The following is an 18,001-nucleotide window of genomic DNA, read 5'->3' on the forward strand; positions in this document are numbered from 1 at the left end:
TGCGCACCGGGCCTCCGTCGATCGCTGCGAATCTGTGTGGCAGGAGTACAGGAGTGACTGTGACCGGTCAGTGCTCCAAGGTCATCGCGTAGATCTCCAGGTCGCTGTTGCGTTGCCAGTCGAGTCCTCCGGACCCGGGTGCGACCCATGCCGGCACGGATGGTGTTGCCAGGGAGAGGGACCGGACCTTCTTCCCGGACTCCAGTGGGACGGTCGTTTCGTAGAGCGATGCCTTGGTGTCGGTCTTCCCGGTTCCGGCCTTGAGCTGGTACGCGGTCGTCAGCGCGACGGCGTTGCCGAAGTCCGGAGCCTTGTTCGCCCAACCGGTGAGTTCCAGCGGGACGGTCGCGGTGCTGCCGTCGGTGTAGGTGACGACGGCGGTGGCCGACGCGGCGCCGGTACTGCCGTTGTCGGAAGCGCCCACGATGTGGAGGCTGTGGTAGTCGCCGGAGGGCAGGGCGATCGCCTGCCCGGTGGACTTGACGAAGTTCTCGCTGGTGCCGGAGGTCCTGGGCGCCTGGTAGGTGACCCCACCGAAGGCGACCGGTCCCGGTGCGGGCAGTTGGTCGGCGGCGAAGCTCGTACCCGTGCCGTCGAAGTCTCCCTGGCCCGGTGCGGCGAGCGTGGCGACGCCGTCGTTGTTGTAGGTGTCGTTCAGGTCGACGGCGCATGAAGTGGCCGTTTTGATGGCGCAGTTGCCGGCCTTCTCGACCGCGACGCCCACTGTCTTCCTGACCGGCGCGGCTCCGGGGAGTTCGGCGGTCACGGTCACCTTGTAGGTGCCTGCCTCGGTCCCGGCCGGTGCGGTGATCCGCAATCGCCTGTCCAGCTGGGCGGGGAGCCCGTTCGAGTCGGCCTTCGCCGTCGCGCGGGACGGTGACACCGACCATCCCTTCGGCGCCTTCGCGGTCACGGTGACCCGCGCGGTGTGCGGAGCCGTGGCCAGCAGCGTCAGGTCCACCTGCTGCCGCGAGGCGTGATCCGCCGTGGGCTCCATGACGACCTGCTCCGGCCCGACGCCGGCGCTGAGCTGATGCTGCGGATTCGGCGCCGTGCTGATCGACGGCGGGGCGTCCTTCGCGGCCGTCGCCCACGCGGTGGGCTCGGTGCTCAGGGCGTAGTCGATGCGCCCGCCGTGGGCGATGTCGGCCTGCGCGACCCATGCCTTGTCCCAGGCCTTGCCGTTCACCTTCGCGGAGGCGATGTAGCGGTTGGCCATGCTGGTGCCGGGCGCGGAGATCGTCAGAGTCCCGCCCTGCGTCTTCCCATAATTACCGATCCGTACCTGGGCGTTGGGGAACTGCGGCGTGGTGATGACGTCGAAGTTGCCGCCGCTGGTCGTGGGGTAGAGCCCGAGCGACGACATCACGTACCAGGCGGACATCTCGCCCATGTCGTCATTGCCGGGGATGCCGCCGGGGCTGTTCGTGAACAGGGTCTCCTGCGCCTTGACCACGGTCGCGGTGTTGCCGGGCTGCCCCGTCCACGCGTAGAGGTACGGCGCGATGAGGTTCGGCTCGTTGTTCGGGTTGTACTTCGTGGAGCCGTAGTAGTTGTACGGGTCCATGACCCAGGCCGTGCGCGCGGTCCCCGCGGGGTCGGTCAGGAGGTCGTCATAGGCGAAGAAGTCGTTCAACCGCTTGTTCGTCGCGTCCTTGCCACCCAGCATGCCGACGAGCCCCGCCGGGTCCTGGGGCACCGACCACTGGTACTGGCTCGCGTTCTGCTCGTGGAACGCGTGGTCGCTGGTGACCGGGTCGTACGGGGTCAGCCAGGTGCCGTCGGACGCGGTGCGGGGCCGGAACTGGCTGGTCCTCGTATCGAAGACGTTCTTGTACGACTGGCCGCGCCTGGCGAACATCTTGGCGTCGGCCGTGTGGCCGAGCCCCTTCGCCATCAGGGCCAACGACGCGTCGGCAGCCGCGTACTCCAAGGTGGCCGACGTCCCGTAGTAGCAGTCGTTGTCGTTCGACTTCGTCGGGCAGCAGTTGCCGCTCGTTCCCCTGTCGCAGTCGGCGCTCGACTTCACGTTGAGGCCGTAGGGGATGTATCCGCGTTCCGCGTAGTACGCGGCTCCGGCCCGCCCGTTCTCACGGACGTCGGCGGGCGGCACCTCGGTCGCGTTCGCCCGGAGGTACTTGTACGCCTCCTGGGCGTCCGCTCCGGTCAGTAGCCCCTTTGACCAGCCCTCGACCAGGAACGGCGTGACCGGGTCGCCGGTCATGATGTTGCCTTCCTCGTTCTCCAGATACCAGCGTGGAAGCGCCCCGCCCTCCCGGGCGATCGCCAGGATCGACATATCGATGTCGTGTGCGACCTCTGGAACGAGCATCTCCAGGAGCTTGTTCTGCGTCCGGTAGGTGTCCCACAGCGAGAGGTTGCTGTACGGGGTGTAGTCCCTGGCGGTGTGGATCTTCTTGTCGGCTCCGACGTACCGGCCGTCGACGTCACCGATGATGTTCGGATCAACCATGGAGTGGTACAGCGCGGTGTAGTACGCGACCTGCTGGTCGTGCGAACCGCCACCGATCGCGGCCTTGTGCAGCATCGAGTTCCACTGGGTGTTCGACGCCTTGTGCACGGCGTCGAAGTCGAAGCCGAACTTCCCCGTCTCCGCCGAGAGGTTCTTGCGGGCGCCGCCGAGCCCGGTGAAGGAGAGCCCCACCTTGGCGACCACAGGCGTGTCGTTCTTCCTCGTGTCGAACGACACCCACGCCCCGTTGGAACCCTTGGCGGCCGACGTACGGGACCCCGGGCTCCGGTCGGCGCCCTTCCAGGTGCCGTACGACGTGAACGGCCGGCTGAGCTGTGCGACGAAGTAGGTCTTCTTGGAATCCTCGACCCAGCCCTCGACCGTCCGGTCACCGACGACGTGGATCTCGGAACCGGTCACGCCGGCACCGGCGTTGAACATCACGTTCGCCCGACTCGTCCGAGGGAACTCGTACTGCTGCCACCCGGTCCGTTCGGTCGCCGTCAGGGCGGCCGTCACGCCGTACCTGTCGAGCTTCGTCCGGTAGTAGTCGGGTCCCGTCGTCTCGTTCTCATGGCTGAAGCCAGACGCGTACTGTGCCGGATCGGTCGAAGTCACCGCGCCGGTCGTGGGCATCATCGGCAGATAGTTGAACCGGCACCCGTTGATCGTCGTCTGGCTGAACCCGATGACCGTGTCGGACGACTCCTTGTCGCACCCCGTGCCACCGGATGTCTTCATCAACGGACTCTCCTGCACCAGCCCGAACGGCGCGCCCGCGGCGGGGAAGGTCAGCCCTTCGTTCTCGGTCCCGATGAACGGATTGACCAGCTTCGTCAGATCGGTCCCCGCGCCCGGAGTCGCCTCGGACACCGCGGAGCGCGTGGCGGCAACCGCGCTCACGGCAGTCCCGGTGACAGATCCCGCGGCAGCGAGGGCGATACAGAGCGCGGCCGTCCCCAGCCGGTTTCTCAGACGCCGCGCCGTCGAACTGCTCCGGGCCGGTGCGTATCGCGTTGATTGCATACCACTCCCGTCGTGCGCCTGCTCGTAGACATCGTTGTCATGCACCGAACGTGACGCTAGATCGTCTCCTCCACCCCTGCAAGGGGTTACTCCTGCGTCACTTGGCTCGGGCCTCGTCCGCCACGACCGCAGGACGTTCGCGCGTACGGAACCGGTCGCGCTCGACGCGGACCGGTACGGCACCCCGCGAGCCGCAGTGGACGAACGTGGCAGGTTCCACGCCATCCGCAGGCGCGGCCTGATCCGGATCGAGGTCGGCCGCCGCTGAGCGACTGGTGACGACGTACGTCCGGCGTTCCTCGCGCTGAGCGAGCCGTCGCCGCCCCGGCCGGCGCGGCGACGGCCGAAGCGGTCAGTGAGGCAGCCCGACAGCCCTCTCACCGCTGCGGCGCTGCTGGATGACGACGGCGATGACGAGCAGCGCGCCCTGCGCGACGTTCTGCCAGAAGGTGTTGATGCCCTGGACGGTGAGCCCGTTCTCCAGGCAACCGAGCAGCGCCACGGCGAGCAGGGTGCCGCCGATCCCTCCCTTGCCGCCCTTGAGCGCGGCGCCGCCCAGGGCCGCCGCGGTGATCGCCTTGAGTTCGAGGCCCTCGCTGCCGGAGGTGGGCTGGCCGGAGCCGGTGCGGGCGGTCAGCAGGATGCCCGCGATGGCGGCGACGACGCCGATGAGGGCGTAGACGCAGATCAGGTACTTGTTGATGTTGATACCGGCCAGGCGGGCGGCGGTGTCGTTGCCGCCGATCGCGTACAGGTTGCGCCCGATGTCGGTGTACTTGAGCAGCAGGTGGACGATGACGGCCACCACGATCAGGATCCAGACCATGACCGGCAGACCGGCGATCTTGCCGCGCCCGAGGAAGATGAAGAAGTCGTTGTTGAGGACGTAGCCCTGGGCCCGCCCGTCCGACAGGAGCTGAGCGAGGCCCTTGTAGGCCGCGAGCCCCGCCAGGGTGGCGATCGTGGGGTTGACCCGGCCGTAGACGATCACGAGGCCGTTCAGCGCGCCGATCAGGACACCGACGCCGACGGCCGCGGCCATGCCGAGGAACGCGTTCGAGCCCGCTGAGGTGAACACCATGGCGCTGACGACCGAGGCCACGCCCACCTGCGAGCCGACCGAGATGTCCAGACCGCCGCAGATGATGACCACGGTCTGCACGATCGCGAGCAGTCCGGTGATGGTCGCCGCTTCGGCGATGACCTGCATGTTCGACAGGCTCAGATAGTTGTCGTTCAGGACGCCGAACAGGATGAGAACGACGGCGAGCGCACCGATCAGGCTGACGTTCTGGCCGCCCAGGCCGCCAAGGATCTTCGAACGGCGCGGCGCGGGGCTGTCGTCGGGGGTTCCCTTCACGGACGGAGAGGGGGAACTGGTGAGGGTCATGAGGAGGCTCCGGGGGCGGTGCCGACTATGTCATCGGCCATGGCGAGCTGGAGGATGGATTCTTCGGTGGCTTCACCGCGGTCGAGTTCGCCCGTGATGCGGCCGTTCTGCATCACAATCACGCGGTCCGCGAGGCCGAGGAGTTCGGGAAGCTCGGAGGAGATGACCAGCAACGCGACCCCCTCGGCCGCCAGGTCGGCGATGATCTGGTAGATCTCCGCCTTGGCGCCGACGTCGATGCCGCGGGTCGGCTCGTCGAGGACCAGCACCTTCGGCTTGCGGGCCAGCCAGCGGGCCAGGACGACCTTCTGCTGGTTGCCGCCGGACAGTTTGCGCACCTCGTGGTCGATCGACGGGGCCCGGACCCGGAGCCGGTCGGTGTACTCCTGCGCGAGGCGGCGTTCGGCCGTGCGCCGGACGAAGCGGAAGCGCCGCAGCCGGTCCAGCATCACGAGCGAGGTGTTGTCCTTGATGGACTGCTGGAGGAACAGGGCCTGGGCCTTGCGTTCCTCGGGCGCCAGTCCGAGACCCGCGCTGATGACCTCGCCCGGCCGGCCGCTGCGCAGCGGCGTGCCGTCGAGGGTGACCGTGCCCTCGCGGACGGGCAGGTCGCCCGCGAGCGCGAGGGCCAGTTCCGAGCGGCCGGCCCCGATCAGCCCGGCGAGGCCGACGACCTCGCCCGCGTGGACCTGGAGCGAGATGTCGGTGACGTCGTCGGTGGTGAGGTGCTGGACATCGAGGACCAGGCGGTCGGTCGCCACGTGCGGGCGTACGAACCCGGCGGACAGGTCGCGGCCGACCATCTGGCGCACGAGCTCACCCTCGTTCGTGGCGCCGGCGTCCTGGACGCCGACCAGGCTGCCGTCGCGAAGGACGGCGATGCGGTCGGCGAGCTGGAAGATCTCCTGCATGCGGTGCGAGACGTAGACGATGGCGATGCCCTCGTCGCGCAGCCGGCGGATGAGGGTGAACAGGGCGTCCACCTCGTGCTCCGACAGCGACGATGTCGGTTCGTCGAAGGCGATCAGCCGCGCGGTCGTGGCACCGGTCAGCGCGCGCATGATCTCGACCAACTGGCGCTGGGCGGGCGTGAGCTGGGAGCCGAGCAGGGCGGGGTCCAGGACGTGGGCGAAGCCCAGCCGGTCCAGGTCGGCCCTGATCCGCCGGTTGAGTTCGGCCCGGTCCAGCACCCGTCCGCGCTTGCGGGGGAGGGCGCCGGCGTAGACGTTCTCCGCCACGGAGATATGGGGGATGATCTCGGGTTCCTGCGGGATGATCCGGATTCCGGCGGCCCGTGCGCGGGCGGGGGAGTCGAGGGTGATGTCCTCCCCGTCCATGACCACGCTCCCCTCGGTGGGCTGGTGGTCACCGGTGAGGATCTTCAGGAGGGTGGACTTGCCGGCGCCGTTCTCACCCATCAGCGCGGTGATCTGTCCGGCGGGGAAGTCGAGTGTGACGCCGCCGAGTGCCTGCACGGGGCCGAAGCGCTTGGTGAGGCCCGACACGGCGACGGGAGTGGGGTGGGGCGCCGCCGGGCCGCCGGGGGGTTCCGGTGCGGCGGCCGGGTGTTGCGCTGGGGTCATGGGTCGGTTCACCTCGATGGCGTGGTGCAGGCAAGGTCGGAAGCGCGGTGGGGTCACCGGCGGGCGGCAGCGTGTCGCGGCCGCCCGCCGGGAGCACTCAGCTGCAGGTGACTCCGGCGCCCTTCCACGAGGTGGAGTCGACCATGGTGGTGGGGGCGAAGGCCTCGGCGGGGAACTTCTTGTCCTTCTTGAGCTTGTCGTACATCGTCTGGACGGCCAGCGCGCCGACGTCCTTGCCGTTGATGAAGAGGGCCGCCTTCATGCCGGTCGGCTTGTCGGACTGCCACTCCTTGCAGGCGAGATAGGCGCCGAGCCCGACCCCGATAACGTTGTCGGGGCTGACGTCCGCGTTGGCGAGCGCGGTGACGCCGCCCATGACGTTCTCGTCGTTGCAGCCCCAGACGACCCAGTTCTTCACCTTGGAGTTCGCGGTGATCGTCGCGGCGATCTTGTCCTGCGCGCCCGTGGGGGTGTTGTCGGTGGGGACGTTGATGGTCTTCACACCGGGAACGGCGGCCTGGAACGCCTTCTTGGCCCCTACCACCCGGTCGCCGCAGACGGTGACGTCCTGCTTCCAGGCCGAGATGATGCGGGTGTCCGCGGCCTTCCAGCCGGCCTTCTTGTACTCGGCGGCGGCGCGCTTGCCGACCTCCCCGCCCATCTGGGCACCGCTGAATCCGATCCGCGGGACGAGATCGTCCTTGCCGCACTTGGCCGGGTCGGGTCCAGAGGCGCAGATCTGGTCGTCGGACGTCAGCAGCGCGACCTTGCCCTCCTTCGCGGTCTGTACGACCTGCGGGCCGACGGCCGGGTCCGGAACGACGATGATGACGCCGCTCGTCTTCTGCGCGATGGCCGACTGCACTTCACTGACCGTCTTGTTGGCATCGTTGCCCAGGTTCACCACCTTGAGGCCGATGCCGAGTTCCTTCGCCTTCGCCTTCGCGCCCGCGGCCTCGCCGATGAAGTACTCCTGGTCGCCCTGCTTCTGCAGATACGTGAGCGAGATCGCGCCCTTGACCTTGCCGCCGCCCTGGTCGTCGGTCGTGGACTCCTTGCCCGAGGAACACGCTGAGCTGAGGCCGAGGGCCAGGAGGAGGCCGGTGGCGGCGGCCGCACGGCTGGGGGTGGAACGGAACATCAGGGGCTCCTTAGTACTGACAGCGGCCCCCGCTGCACAGTCGCGCGGAGGCCGGTTCGAGAGAAGGGGGAGGCTGCGGGCTGAGGGTGCCTCGGTAGGGAACCGGAATCGTCGAAATCAAACACATTCAAACGTTTAACTGCATAACATAACGCGGTTTCCTCTGCGTCAAGAGGCGTGACGGGTTGAAATACGCCTGTGATGTTCCCCGGCCGAATCTGTGAACAGGCGGGGAAAAGCTCCCAGTTCGTCCGAGCGTGCCATCGATGCCGGTGGCACGCCCAGACGTTCCGAGAGCGTATAAGGAAACAATCAGCGGGAATCGGCTGTTGGACCGGTCGACGGTGAAACCCTGGTCCTCGCGCCGGCGCGGGTGGTCGCGGACTCCGCTGAGCCCCTTCGCTACAGCCGGCCTTCGCCACAACCGGTCGGAATGCGGTACGAAGTTCGGTGTGAACGAACAGACTCAGCCCACGACCGTTCGCGTGTTCATCGCCCTGGCCCCGCCCGACCACGCGAAAGACGAACTCGCCCGGGAACTCAGCCCCGCCTACGACACGCACCCCCAGATGCGCTGGAACCGCATCGAGGACTGGCACATCACCCTGGCGTTCCTCGGGGAGCTCCCCGTCTCCACCTTCCCGCTCCTGCGCCCGCCGCTGGCCGGGCTCGCGGCGGCCCGCCGGCCCCTCTCACTGGCACTGCGCGGCAGCGGGACGTTCGACGACCGGGTGCTGTGGAGCGGCATCGACGGGGACCTGGACGGGCTGCGGACGCTCGCCACCGACGTACGCGCCCTGGTCAGGGACTGCGGTGTCGCGTTCGAGGACCGGCCGCTGCGCCCGCATCTGACGCTGGCCCGCGCACGGCGGGACGACCGGTCCGGGGCGGCGGAGATCGCCTCCCGGCTCGCCGGATTCACCGGCAGCCCGTGGCCGGCGAGACGCCTGCACCTGGTCGGCAGCAACGCCGGCCGGGGCACCGCGCCGATCCGTTACCGCGACATCGAGGCATGGGCCTTCGGGGGCTAGGTCGTGTCCGCAAAGTCCCGTCGTACGCCCGGAGGGCGTGGCCCGTGGCGTCTGGTGCTTCCCCAAGCTCTCGGCTTCGCTCGACCAGGGGAGACCCCATTTCTCGGCGTGCCGGCCGACATCCCTCGTACTGGATGTACTTGGGATTTCGGCCGGTGCGGCGAGAGTGCGTGCCAGGCGTCACGGGCCAGGCGGGACTTTGCGGACACGACCTAGGCGCAGAACCTTTCCCACAGAGGTACTTGACCTGGAGCGCGCTCCAGATCCGAGAGTGGAGGGCATGAACACCACAGCTCCTCAGATCGTCCTCGGAACCATGGACTTCGGCACCCGCGTCGCCCCCGAACAGGCCTTCGCGATCCTCGACGCCTTCGTCGCAGGCGGCGGTGTCTGGCTCGACACCGCGAACTGCTACTCCTTCTGGGCCGACCCCAGCGGCGTCGGCGGCGCCAGCGAGCGCGTCATCGGCGCCTGGCTCAGGGCCCGCCCCGGCGCCCGCGACGCGGTGCGCATCGCCACGAAGGTCCGGCAGAACCCGCTCGTCGCGCACTCCTGGCCGCAGAGCGCCGAAGGGCTCTCCGCCGACGCCGTCCGCGCCGGAGCGCAGGAGAGCCTCGGGCGTCTCGGGGTCGACTACGTCGACCTGCTCTGGGCCCACGCCGAGGACCGGGGCGTGCCGTTGGAGGAGACGGTCGGCGCCTTCGGTGAACTGGTCGCCAAGGGAACGGCGCTACGGGTCGGCGCGGCGAACCACGCGGCATGGCGGGTCGAGCGCGCCCGGTCACTCGCACAGGAGCAGGGCGTGGAACCGTGGACGGCCCTCCAATTGCGCCACTCCCTCGTCCAGCCCCGCCCCCTCACCCCGCTCGCGGAGGCCGGCCACCGCCTGCTCACCGCGGATGACCTGGACCTGGCGCAGGATCAGGGGCTCACCGTGTGGGCGTACACCGCGCTGATGTGGGGTTCCTACGTGCGGGCGGACAAGCCGCTGCCGGAGCCCTATGATCACCCCGGCAACACCCGGGTGCTCTCGGTCCTGGACGACACGGCCAACGACGTCTCGGCCTCTCCGAATCAGGTCGTCCTGGCCTGGCTGATGCGGCAGGGCATCGATCCCATCGTCGGCGTGAGCCGGGTGGAGCAGATCGAGCAGGCACTCGCCGCACGCGATGTGCGGCTCGGTGACGACCACGTGGAGCGCTTCGCCCAGGCGCGGTAGCAGCAGCCGGAAAGAGAGTCCATGACCACCACCGCCCTCACCCCCGCGACAGCCGCAGAGCGCACCGGCGTCTCCATCGACACCCTGCGCTACTACGAACGCGAGGGGCTCATCGGCCCGATCCGGCGCTCCTCCGGCGGGCGCCGCGAGTACACCGACGACGACGTCTTCTGGATCGGCCTGGTCACCTGCTTCCGCGAGGCCGGCCTCGGCATCGCGGACCTGCGGGGCTTCGTCGCCATCCTGCGCGCCGAGCACCCCGCGCGGGACCGGGTCGCCTTCCTGCGCGAGCACCGTGCCGAGCTGGAGCGGCGGGTGACGGCGCTGCGCCGGGCCATGGAGGTCCTCGACGGGAAGATCGCCTACTACAGCTGAGCTGCCACAGTCGAGTGCGAAGGGCTCGCTGCCGGTTCCGGTCCGTGCAACCAATGGAGTGGCGGAGCAGAGGCCCGAGGTATGTCATATGCCTGCGATCTTATTATTTACGTACTTTGCTCGGTATGAGTCTGAGTCTGAGAGCATTCCGCGCGACGCGTACCGGTGCCAGACGCACTCCGGCGAAACGGTGGGCCGCCACCGGGCTCGGCGTGCTCGGCCTGGCGGCTGCCGGGCTGGGCCTGCCGGGGCAGATGGCCGCCGCACAGCCCGTGGGCGTCCCACTGATCGACGAGACGTTCACCGGAGCCGAAGCGCAGGCGGGGTTCGAGGCGTTCGGACCCGCGTGTCTGACCGGTGCCCCGCAGGGCCCGGCCGCCGGACCTGGAACGCATCCCCTCTCGGGATGTCCCGCCGGCGCGACCGGGCCGGTGCCGCCGGACAACGCGGCACCGAAGGGCTACCTGCGCCTGACCGACGCATCGAACGACCAGTCGGCAGCGGTCCTCTACAACCACGCACTGCCCGCCAACCAGGGGCTGGTCACCAGCTTCGACCAGTGGCAGTACGGCGGAACGACCAACCCTCCCGCCGACGGAATCTCCTTCTTCCTCATCGACGGCGCGGCGTCACTGACCTCGCCGGGAGCTTTCGGCGGCAGCCTCGGCTACGCACAGAAGCTGCCCGACGACAACCCCGGCAATACGTTCCTGCCGGGTGTCAACCGGGGCTATCTCGGGGTCGGTCTGGACGTCCTCGGCAACTACTTCGGGGACTGGGAGCACCGCGGCAACGGCTGTGCCACCCGGTCACCGGCCGGCACCTCGTTCCGTATCCCCGCACCGGGGCAGAACATGGTGACGCTGCGGGGGCCGGGGGACGGCACAGAGGGGTACTGCTTCCTCGACGCCACCACCAGCAACCACTCGACGACCGGGCCCTGGCCCTCCACCCTGCCAGGGCAGCTGCACGGGCCCACGGCCTCGATCCCGCCCGGCTCCACCCCGGACGAGGCGGAGGCCCTGCTGGAGCCGTCGCGCCGCACCGTGACCGTGGAGATCTCCCCGTCCCCCGATCCGGTGATCACGGTCTCCATCGATTTCCATGACGGCGGCGGCAGTCGGCAGGTGCTCTCGGCTCCGGCCCCGCAGCCCGTGCCGGACACGTACAAGTTCGGCTTCGCCGCGTCCACCGGCCTCTTCACCGACGTCCACCTGATCCGTAACCTCACGGTTCACCCGGCGGCCGCGTTGCCCCAGCTCAACCTCGTCAAGCAGGTGTCCCAGGAGCCGCCGCCGCCCTCACCGCTGACCCCGGGCACCAAAGTCCCCTACGAGTACGTGGCCACCAACAGCGGCAACGTCCCGCTGACCGACGTGAACGTGACCGACGACAAGGTCACGGACATCAGCTGCCCCCGGACCACGCTCGGTGTGGGCGAGACGATGACCTGTACCGGTACGTACACCGTCACCGACGCCGACGGCACGGCGGGCTCCGTCACCAACACCGCCACCGCACAGGGCAAGGACGGTGAGACCCCGGTCGTCTCACCGCCCGACGACGTCACGCTGCCCGTCCGGGCCGGGCCCGGTGTGCGGCTGGAGAAGTCGGCCGACGACACCCGGGTGTACCGGGCGGGCGACGAGGTGACGTACACCTACACCGTCACCAACACAGGGCCCGAGCAGCTGACCGGGGTCGGTGTCACCGACGACCGGGTGAGCGATGTGACGTGCGGTGCGACGACACTGGCGCCGGCCGGGCAGGCGGGTGACAGCACCACCTGTACCGGCGTCTACACCGTCACGGACGCGGACGCGGCCCAGGGGTCCGTCACCAACACCGCGACCGCGCAGGGGCAGGCCGGTGAGACCCCGGTCGTCTCGGAGCCCGACGATGTCACCGTGGTCGTCGGGTCCGAGCTGAGCCTCCGCCTGGAGAAGTCGGCCGACGACACCCGGGTGTACCGGGCCGGTGACGAGGTGACGTACACCTATACCGTCACCAACACAGGCGACACCCCGCTGACGGACATCGCGGTCACGGACGATCTCGTACCGGACGTCACCTGCCGGTCCACCACCCTCGCGCCGGGAGCCACCACCACCTGCACCGGGACCTACACCGTCACGGAGGCGGACGCGGCCCGCGGCACCGTCATCAACGTGGCCGCCGCGCGCGGTGAGGCCGGCGGAACCGAGGTCACCTCGCCGCCCGACGACGTCACACTCACGGTCAAGGGCAAGGAACCGTGTCACGGCAAGGGCTGTCACAAGCCGCACCCGTGCCACGACGACAAGGGCTGTCACAAGCCGCACCCGTGCCACGACGACAAGGGCTGCCACAAGCCGCAACCGTGCCACGACAAGGGCTGCCACAAGCCCACTCCCACTCCCACCCCGACACCGACGCACACCAAGAGTCCCGCGCCGCACCCCGGTCACGACACCCACCACGGCGGCGGCCACCTCGCCGATACCGGCGCGGGAACGACGCTCCTGGCCGGCGGTGCCGGTCTGGCGGGCGCCGGTCTGCTGCTGAAGGCCGCGTTGACGGTGCGTTCCCGTCGCACCCGGACCCGGCTGTGAACCAGCTCTGAGCTCCCCTTTCGTCCCCCGCTTTGCTCCGGTGGGCCACCTTGCGACTAGTTTGTGTGCAGCACAGGTACGCAGGCCCGTGGTGTCAGAGGTGCACGGGGGACGGGAGGTCGGGGAGAGTGTCGCTTCGCGGAGGTGATCCAGCCGAGATCGGCGGCTATCCGCTGGAGGCGCGGCTCGGCTCGGGTGGCATGGGCACGGTCTTTCTGGGCCGGACCAGTTCGGGGCGGCCCGTCGCCATCAAGCTGATCCACCAGCAGTACGCCGGGGACGACGAGTTCCGCATCCGCTTCCGGCAGGAGGTGGCGGCGGCCAGGCGGGTGAGCGGCGCGTTCACCGCCGCCGTGGTCGACGCCGCCCCGGAGGCCGAGCAGCCGTGGATGGCGACGACCTACATCGAGGGGCACACGCTCGCCCAGCACATCGCGGAGAAGGGCCCGCTGAACGGGGCGGAGCTGAGGCTGCTCGCCATCGGACTGGCCGAGGCGCTGCGCGACATCCACCGGGTGGGCGTCGTCCACCGGGACCTGAAGCCCTCCAACGTCGTGCTCTCGCCCGAGGGCCCGCGCGTCATCGACTTCGGCATCTCGCGCGCCGCGGACCAGCAGACGCTGACGATGACGGGGCGGGTCATCGGGACGCCGCCCTTCATGTCTCCGGAGCAGCTCCAGGCCCCGCGCGGGGTCGGGCCGCGCTCCGATGTCTTCTCGCTGGGGACACTGCTGGTGTACTCGGCGACGGGACACGGGCCGTTCGACGCGGACAGCCCGTACATGACGGCGTACCAGGTGGTGCACGAGGAACCGTCGCTGGGCGCCGTGCCGGCGGCCCTGCGCGCGGTCGTCGAATCGTGCCTGGGCAAGGATCCCGAAGAGCGCCCCTCGGCGGACGAGCTCCTCGTGCTGCTGCGGGACCTGCCCGCCGACCTCGGCGGCACCGAGGCGAACGGGGCCGGTACGGGCCGCACCCGCGACGTGATCACCCAGGCCCACCTCGCGACGCGTGGCACCGGGGCGTCGTCCGGCCCGGAAGGTCCCGGTACGGGCAGCCCAGTCGCCGGCCGGCTGCGCCGTAACTGGCGCCCCGTGCTCGCGGCCGCCGTCGCGGTCGCGGCGATCGGCGGGGGAGCCGCCGCACTGAACGCGGGCGGCCTCGGTGCCGGCGGCGACGACGGCAGGGGCACCACCGTCGCGGCGCCGGGTGCCGCGCTCCCCGCCGGCTTCCGGCCGTGGCACAGGACCGTGCCGAGCGGTCGTGCGGACATCTCGGACGAACTGCGGTGTGTCTCGCGCGGCGAGGCGCTGTTCTGCGGTGGCGGCGGCGTGGTCGCGACCCGCGTCCGGGCTCAGGACGGCTCGCGGGTGTGGACGGCGAAGAGCCCGGGAGTGCCCGTTCAGGGCATGCACCTGGTCGGCGCCACCGACGACACGGTACTCGGCTACCGCTTCGCGGACCAGGACGCCCCGCAAGGCCCGCCCAGCGAGGTGGTTGCCCTCGACGCGGACACCGGCCGCGAGCTGTGGTCCGTGCCCTCCGGCGCCCAGTCGACGGCCGTCACGGGCCGCACCCAGGACGCCGTCGTGGCCGGATCCGCCGTCGTGACGGTCGACTCCTCCGGCTCCCGCTTCGAGGCCCGGGACGCGCACAGCGGGAAGACCGTCTGGACGACGCCGTTCCCCTCGGGTACGCAGTGCGCTCCCGTCGAGGCCGGCCCGCGGCTGATGGCGATGTGTGCGACGAACACGGAGGTGGACGACCTGGATGTGCGCCACCCCACCCTGTACACGGTCGACCGCGCCTCGGGGACGCTGGGCAGGCCCATCGAGGTCGACGGCCCGGCCGTTCCGGTGGGCGCCGCCGACGGCAGGCTCGTCCTCCTCCAGGAGCGCCGGGAGGGCACGGCGACGGTCGGCTACCGGGGCGTGGCGCGGGTCGACCCGCGCTCGCGGAAGGTCACGTACTCCGCACTGGCCAGGACGTACGAGGGAACGCCCGGCATGGCCGGCGGCACTCTCTGCGTGAGCGGCCAGACCGGGCTCATCACCGCGTTCGACCCCGCCACCGGCCGGGAGAAGTGGTCTCGGCAGACGAACGTGGAGGGCGCGTCTGGGCCCGTCGCGGGAGGCGGCGCGCTGTACTTCAGCTCGGCCACCGGCCGGGTCGTCGCGCTGTCACCGTCCGACGGCAAGGCCCTGTGGTCGACGGACCCGCAGGCCGACGGCCTCACGGGCGAGTCGGGCGCGGACCCGCGGGTGACCGTCGTGGGGCGGGCGCTGGTCGTCGCCGCGGACAAGAACACCCTCTTCGCCTTCGACACGCAGCACCCGCCGAAGTCGGGCTGACGCCCGGCGGCACTGCCACCGGGCGTCTTCCGGGCCGGGATATGGCTCCGGGGGTGGCACGCGCCACCCCCGGAGCCATATCCCGGCCCGCTCTCAGGTCTGCGGACGGCTGCCGTGGTTCGCGCTGTTCTTGCGGCGGGCCTTCTTCTTGCGACGTCGCTTCGAGGACATGGATATCTCCTTGATCTGCCGTTCTGCCTCAGTATCCAACGGAATGCGTTCCGCTGCGATCGCTGTGCCCCTACCCACGGAAACGATGTCAAACATCCGGTGTGTCCCCTCGGCCGTCGGTCAGGAGAGGGGCGGCCGCCACTCGAACATGAGGATCGTCGCGTCGTCCCGCAGGCCCGTGCTGCCGGAGTCCAGGATCGCGTGGATGAGGCGGCGCAGCGTCTCCGGTGCCAGCTCACCGGCGGCCGAGGCCCGCACGACGTAGTCGACGAAACGCTCCAGGCCGAACTCGGTGCCGTTGCGCATGCGGGACTCCGTCGCCCCGTCGGTGTACAGCAGTACGCGGTCCCCGGGCTCCAGCGAGATGCGGTGCACCTGGCGGGTCGCGGCGCTCAGCGTGGACAGCAGGCCCATCGGCGGTTCCGGGTCGCGTTCCATCGCGCCCGGCACCAGTGTCTGCTCCCGGATCAGCAGCGGGGCGGGGTGTCCGCAGTTGCTCCAGCGCAGTACTCCGCCGGCCAGGTCCAGCTGGAGCAGCACGCCCGTACAGAACTGGTCGGGCAGCCAGGTGGCCAGTGCCGTATCGACGCTCTCGACGAGTTGCGGCAGGTCGGCACCGGTGCGGCGGGCGTTGCGGCAGGTGGCGAGGGAGACGGCCGTGGTGAGCCCGGAGGCGAGATTGTGCCCCATGGAATCGAGGATCGCGGCGTGCAGGGTCGTCTCGGTCAGCGCGTGATCGAACGCGTCCCCGCCGATCTCGTAGGCGGGCTCCAGCACCGCGGTCGAGACGACCGACGCCGTGCCGATCGTCCGGGGCGGCAGGAACGCCCGCAGCATCTCGGCGGGCAGCCGCATCGGTTCGGTCCGGGTGCGCCGTACGAAGCTGTCCTTGTAGGAGCGCTTCGACGTGATCATCATGGCGAGCAGCGAGGCCAGTGTGCGGGCGCGGCGCAGGGTGACCGGGTCCAGGCCGGGGGAGTGCACGGCGACGACCCCGAGCCGTTCCGCCCCGTCCAGGAGGGGCAGCCAGGCGATCAGTTGCCCGGTGCCGGAGTCCTCGACCCGCAGGGACTGTGTGCGGTAGGCCCAGCCCGCCAGGGAGTCGTCGATGGTCAGCTGAGAGGTGCTGAGGGTCAACGGGACCAGCAGGCGCTGCTGGAGGTCGGAGAGATAGACCACGGACTGCCGCAGCCCCAGCGCCTCCGAGCAGCGCGCCGCGGCGGTGGCCAGGTCGAGCGTCGAGTTGGCCGGATCGGCGAGGAACTCGCCCAGCAGGCCGTCAGCGGCCTCGGAGGACCACACGTCAGCTCCCTTCGCCGCGATCCGGGACGGCCTGCGTCCCGCACACCCGGCGGACGCGGGCGATGCGCGGCGTGCACGATTCTGCTGGGACATATCCCGGGCCGCACACGCGGCGCCGCTGTTCGGAGCAGCGGCGCCGCAGGTGCGGTGCCCGGCCGGGGCAGAGCTGCGGGTACCCGTCGCGTACCTTGGCGACTGTTCTCGCGGAGTCCGGCCGCCACCGGCCGGGACGGCCCTGACCAGGGCTGTTTGACGGTCCGGCCCGGCGGACGAGACCTGGACGCTGCCGGACGGGCGGCGGCCGCGACACCTGAGTCGAGATCGGAGCGCACGATGAAGGCAGTCCGTTTCAGCCGGTTCGGAGGCCCGGAGGTCCTGGAGATCGTGGATCTTCCCGATCCGCACCCGGGTCCGGGGCAGGTCCGGATCGCCGTGCGCGCGGCCGGGATCAACGCCAGCGACTGGAAGAAGCGCCAGGGGCTGATGGACCAGGAGCTCCCGCAGACCATGGGCTACGAGGCGGCGGGCATCGTCGACGAGCTCGGTGCGGGCGTCGCGGACCTGGCCGTCGGTGACCGGGTGTTCGGCTTCTCCGCCGACGGGGTGGCCCAGGCGGAGCTGGCGGTGCTGTCCGCCTGGGCGCCGGTTCCGCCGTCGCTCGGCTTCGCCGCGGCCGCCGCGCTGCCGGCCGCCGTCGAGACGGCCACCCGGGCGCTCGACCAGCTGGGTGTGGGGGCGAGGGCCGCCGGGGCGGGACGAGACGGCGAGCCCGGGGGCGGCGGCACGCTGCTCATCAGCGGCGCGTCCGGAAGCGTCGGCAGCGCCGCCGTACAGCTCGCCGTGGTGCGCGGCGCACGCGTGATCGGCACCGCCAGTCCGGCGAACCACGGGTATCTCCGCTCGCTGGGGGCCGAGCCGGTCGCCTACGGCGAGAGCCTCGCCGAGCGGGTCCGCGCGCTCGCACCGGACGGCGTCGACCTCGCGCTCGACGTGGCCGGGAGCGGTGTCCTGCCCGAGCTGACCGAGCTGGCGGGCGGCGCCGGGAACGTCGTGACGCTCGCGGACTTCATGGGCGCGCGGGAGCACGGGGTCCGGTTCAGCAGCGGGGACGTCGGACGCGCGCTGCACGCGCTCGGCGGGATCGGCGAGCTGATCGAGTCCGGGCGCTTCGCCCTCCCGGTCGCGGAGACCTTCCCACTCACCGAGGTCGCGGAGGCGCACCGGGCCGGGGAGGGCGGCCACGCGCGCGGGAAGCTCGTGCTGCTCGTCGACGGCCCCGCGCCCGGGGCCCAGTGACACGTACGCCGGGCCGGCCGGCGTCGCCGGGCAGCCCGACGACGCCGGCACA

Annotated in this window: 12 protein-coding genes; 6 read left to right on the forward strand and 6 right to left on the reverse strand. The window is 70.5% G+C overall.

Annotated elements, in window-relative coordinates:
• Positions 1 to 67 precede the first annotated feature (67 nt).
• The 4 genes from ACZ601_RS16670 to ACZ601_RS16685 all read right to left on the reverse strand — a co-directional run bounded on the left by ACZ601_RS16670 (position 68) and on the right by ACZ601_RS16685 (position 7,613).
• Positions 68 to 3,376, reverse strand: coding sequence for a GH92 family glycosyl hydrolase (locus tag ACZ601_RS16670; protein ID WP_469538234.1), 3,309 nt, complete (start codon positions 3,374 to 3,376; stop codon positions 68 to 70).
• Between the two features lie 475 nt (positions 3,377 to 3,851).
• Positions 3,852 to 4,889 carry an ABC transporter permease gene (locus tag ACZ601_RS16675; protein WP_440573805.1) on the reverse strand — a complete coding sequence of 346 codons (1,038 nt, stop codon included), beginning with the start codon at positions 4,887 to 4,889 and terminating at the stop codon, positions 3,852 to 3,854.
• Positions 4,886 to 6,472 (reverse strand): sugar ABC transporter ATP-binding protein, encoded by a 1,587-nt coding sequence (locus ACZ601_RS16680; protein WP_469538239.1) that lies wholly within the window; start codon positions 6,470 to 6,472, stop codon positions 4,886 to 4,888. Before ACZ601_RS16680 ends, ACZ601_RS16675 begins: the two co-directional genes overlap by 4 nt.
• A 97-nt stretch (positions 6,473 to 6,569) precedes the next feature.
• A complete protein-coding gene (locus ACZ601_RS16685) occupies positions 6,570 to 7,613 on the reverse strand; it encodes a substrate-binding domain-containing protein (RefSeq protein WP_440573803.1) in 1,044 nt (347 codons plus the stop codon).
• 452 nt (positions 7,614 to 8,065) lie between these two features.
• Here ACZ601_RS16685 and thpR point away from each other — a divergent pair, with 452 nt between their 5' ends.
• The 5 genes from thpR to ACZ601_RS16710 all read left to right on the forward strand — a co-directional run bounded on the left by thpR (position 8,066) and on the right by ACZ601_RS16710 (position 15,180).
• Positions 8,066 to 8,644, forward strand: a complete 579-nt coding sequence (thpR, locus tag ACZ601_RS16690) for an RNA 2',3'-cyclic phosphodiesterase (protein ID WP_469538242.1) — start codon at positions 8,066 to 8,068, stop codon at positions 8,642 to 8,644.
• A 280-nt stretch (positions 8,645 to 8,924) separates the two neighbouring features.
• A complete protein-coding gene (locus ACZ601_RS16695) occupies positions 8,925 to 9,863 on the forward strand; it encodes an aldo/keto reductase (protein WP_469538245.1) in 939 nt (312 codons plus the stop codon).
• A gap of 21 nt (positions 9,864 to 9,884) precedes the next feature.
• Positions 9,885 to 10,238: a MerR family transcriptional regulator gene (locus ACZ601_RS16700; RefSeq protein WP_469538249.1), complete on the forward strand. Its 354-nt coding sequence runs from the start codon at positions 9,885 to 9,887 to the stop codon at positions 10,236 to 10,238.
• Between the two features lie 125 nt (positions 10,239 to 10,363).
• Positions 10,364 to 12,829, forward strand: a complete 2,466-nt coding sequence (locus ACZ601_RS16705; RefSeq protein ID WP_469538252.1) for a DUF7507 domain-containing protein — start codon at positions 10,364 to 10,366, stop codon at positions 12,827 to 12,829.
• A gap of 128 nt (positions 12,830 to 12,957) precedes the next feature.
• Positions 12,958 to 15,180: a serine/threonine-protein kinase gene (locus ACZ601_RS16710; protein ID WP_469538255.1), complete on the forward strand. Its 2,223-nt coding sequence runs from the start codon at positions 12,958 to 12,960 to the stop codon at positions 15,178 to 15,180.
• A gap of 93 nt (positions 15,181 to 15,273) precedes the next feature.
• Here the strand turns inward: ACZ601_RS16710 and ACZ601_RS16715 are convergent, their stop codons facing one another.
• Together ACZ601_RS16715 and ACZ601_RS16720 are read right to left on the reverse strand one after the other, a co-directional pair.
• The gene (locus tag ACZ601_RS16715; RefSeq protein ID WP_371632074.1) at positions 15,274 to 15,390 is read right to left on the reverse strand and encodes a 50S ribosomal protein bL37; all 117 of its coding nucleotides are present in this window, start codon (positions 15,388 to 15,390) and stop codon (positions 15,274 to 15,276) included.
• 81 nt (positions 15,391 to 15,471) lie between these two features.
• Positions 15,472 to 16,653, reverse strand: coding sequence for a PP2C family protein-serine/threonine phosphatase (locus ACZ601_RS16720; protein ID WP_469538258.1), 1,182 nt, complete (start codon positions 16,651 to 16,653; stop codon positions 15,472 to 15,474).
• Between the two features lie 333 nt (positions 16,654 to 16,986).
• Here ACZ601_RS16720 and ACZ601_RS16725 point away from each other — a divergent pair, with 333 nt between their 5' ends.
• Positions 16,987 to 17,949 carry an NADP-dependent oxidoreductase gene (locus ACZ601_RS16725; protein ID WP_469538261.1) on the forward strand — a complete coding sequence of 321 codons (963 nt, stop codon included), beginning with the start codon at positions 16,987 to 16,989 and terminating at the stop codon, positions 17,947 to 17,949.
• The last annotated feature ends 52 nt before the right edge of the window (positions 17,950 to 18,001 follow it).

The organism is Streptomyces sp. NPDC104307 (assembly GCF_055584045.1).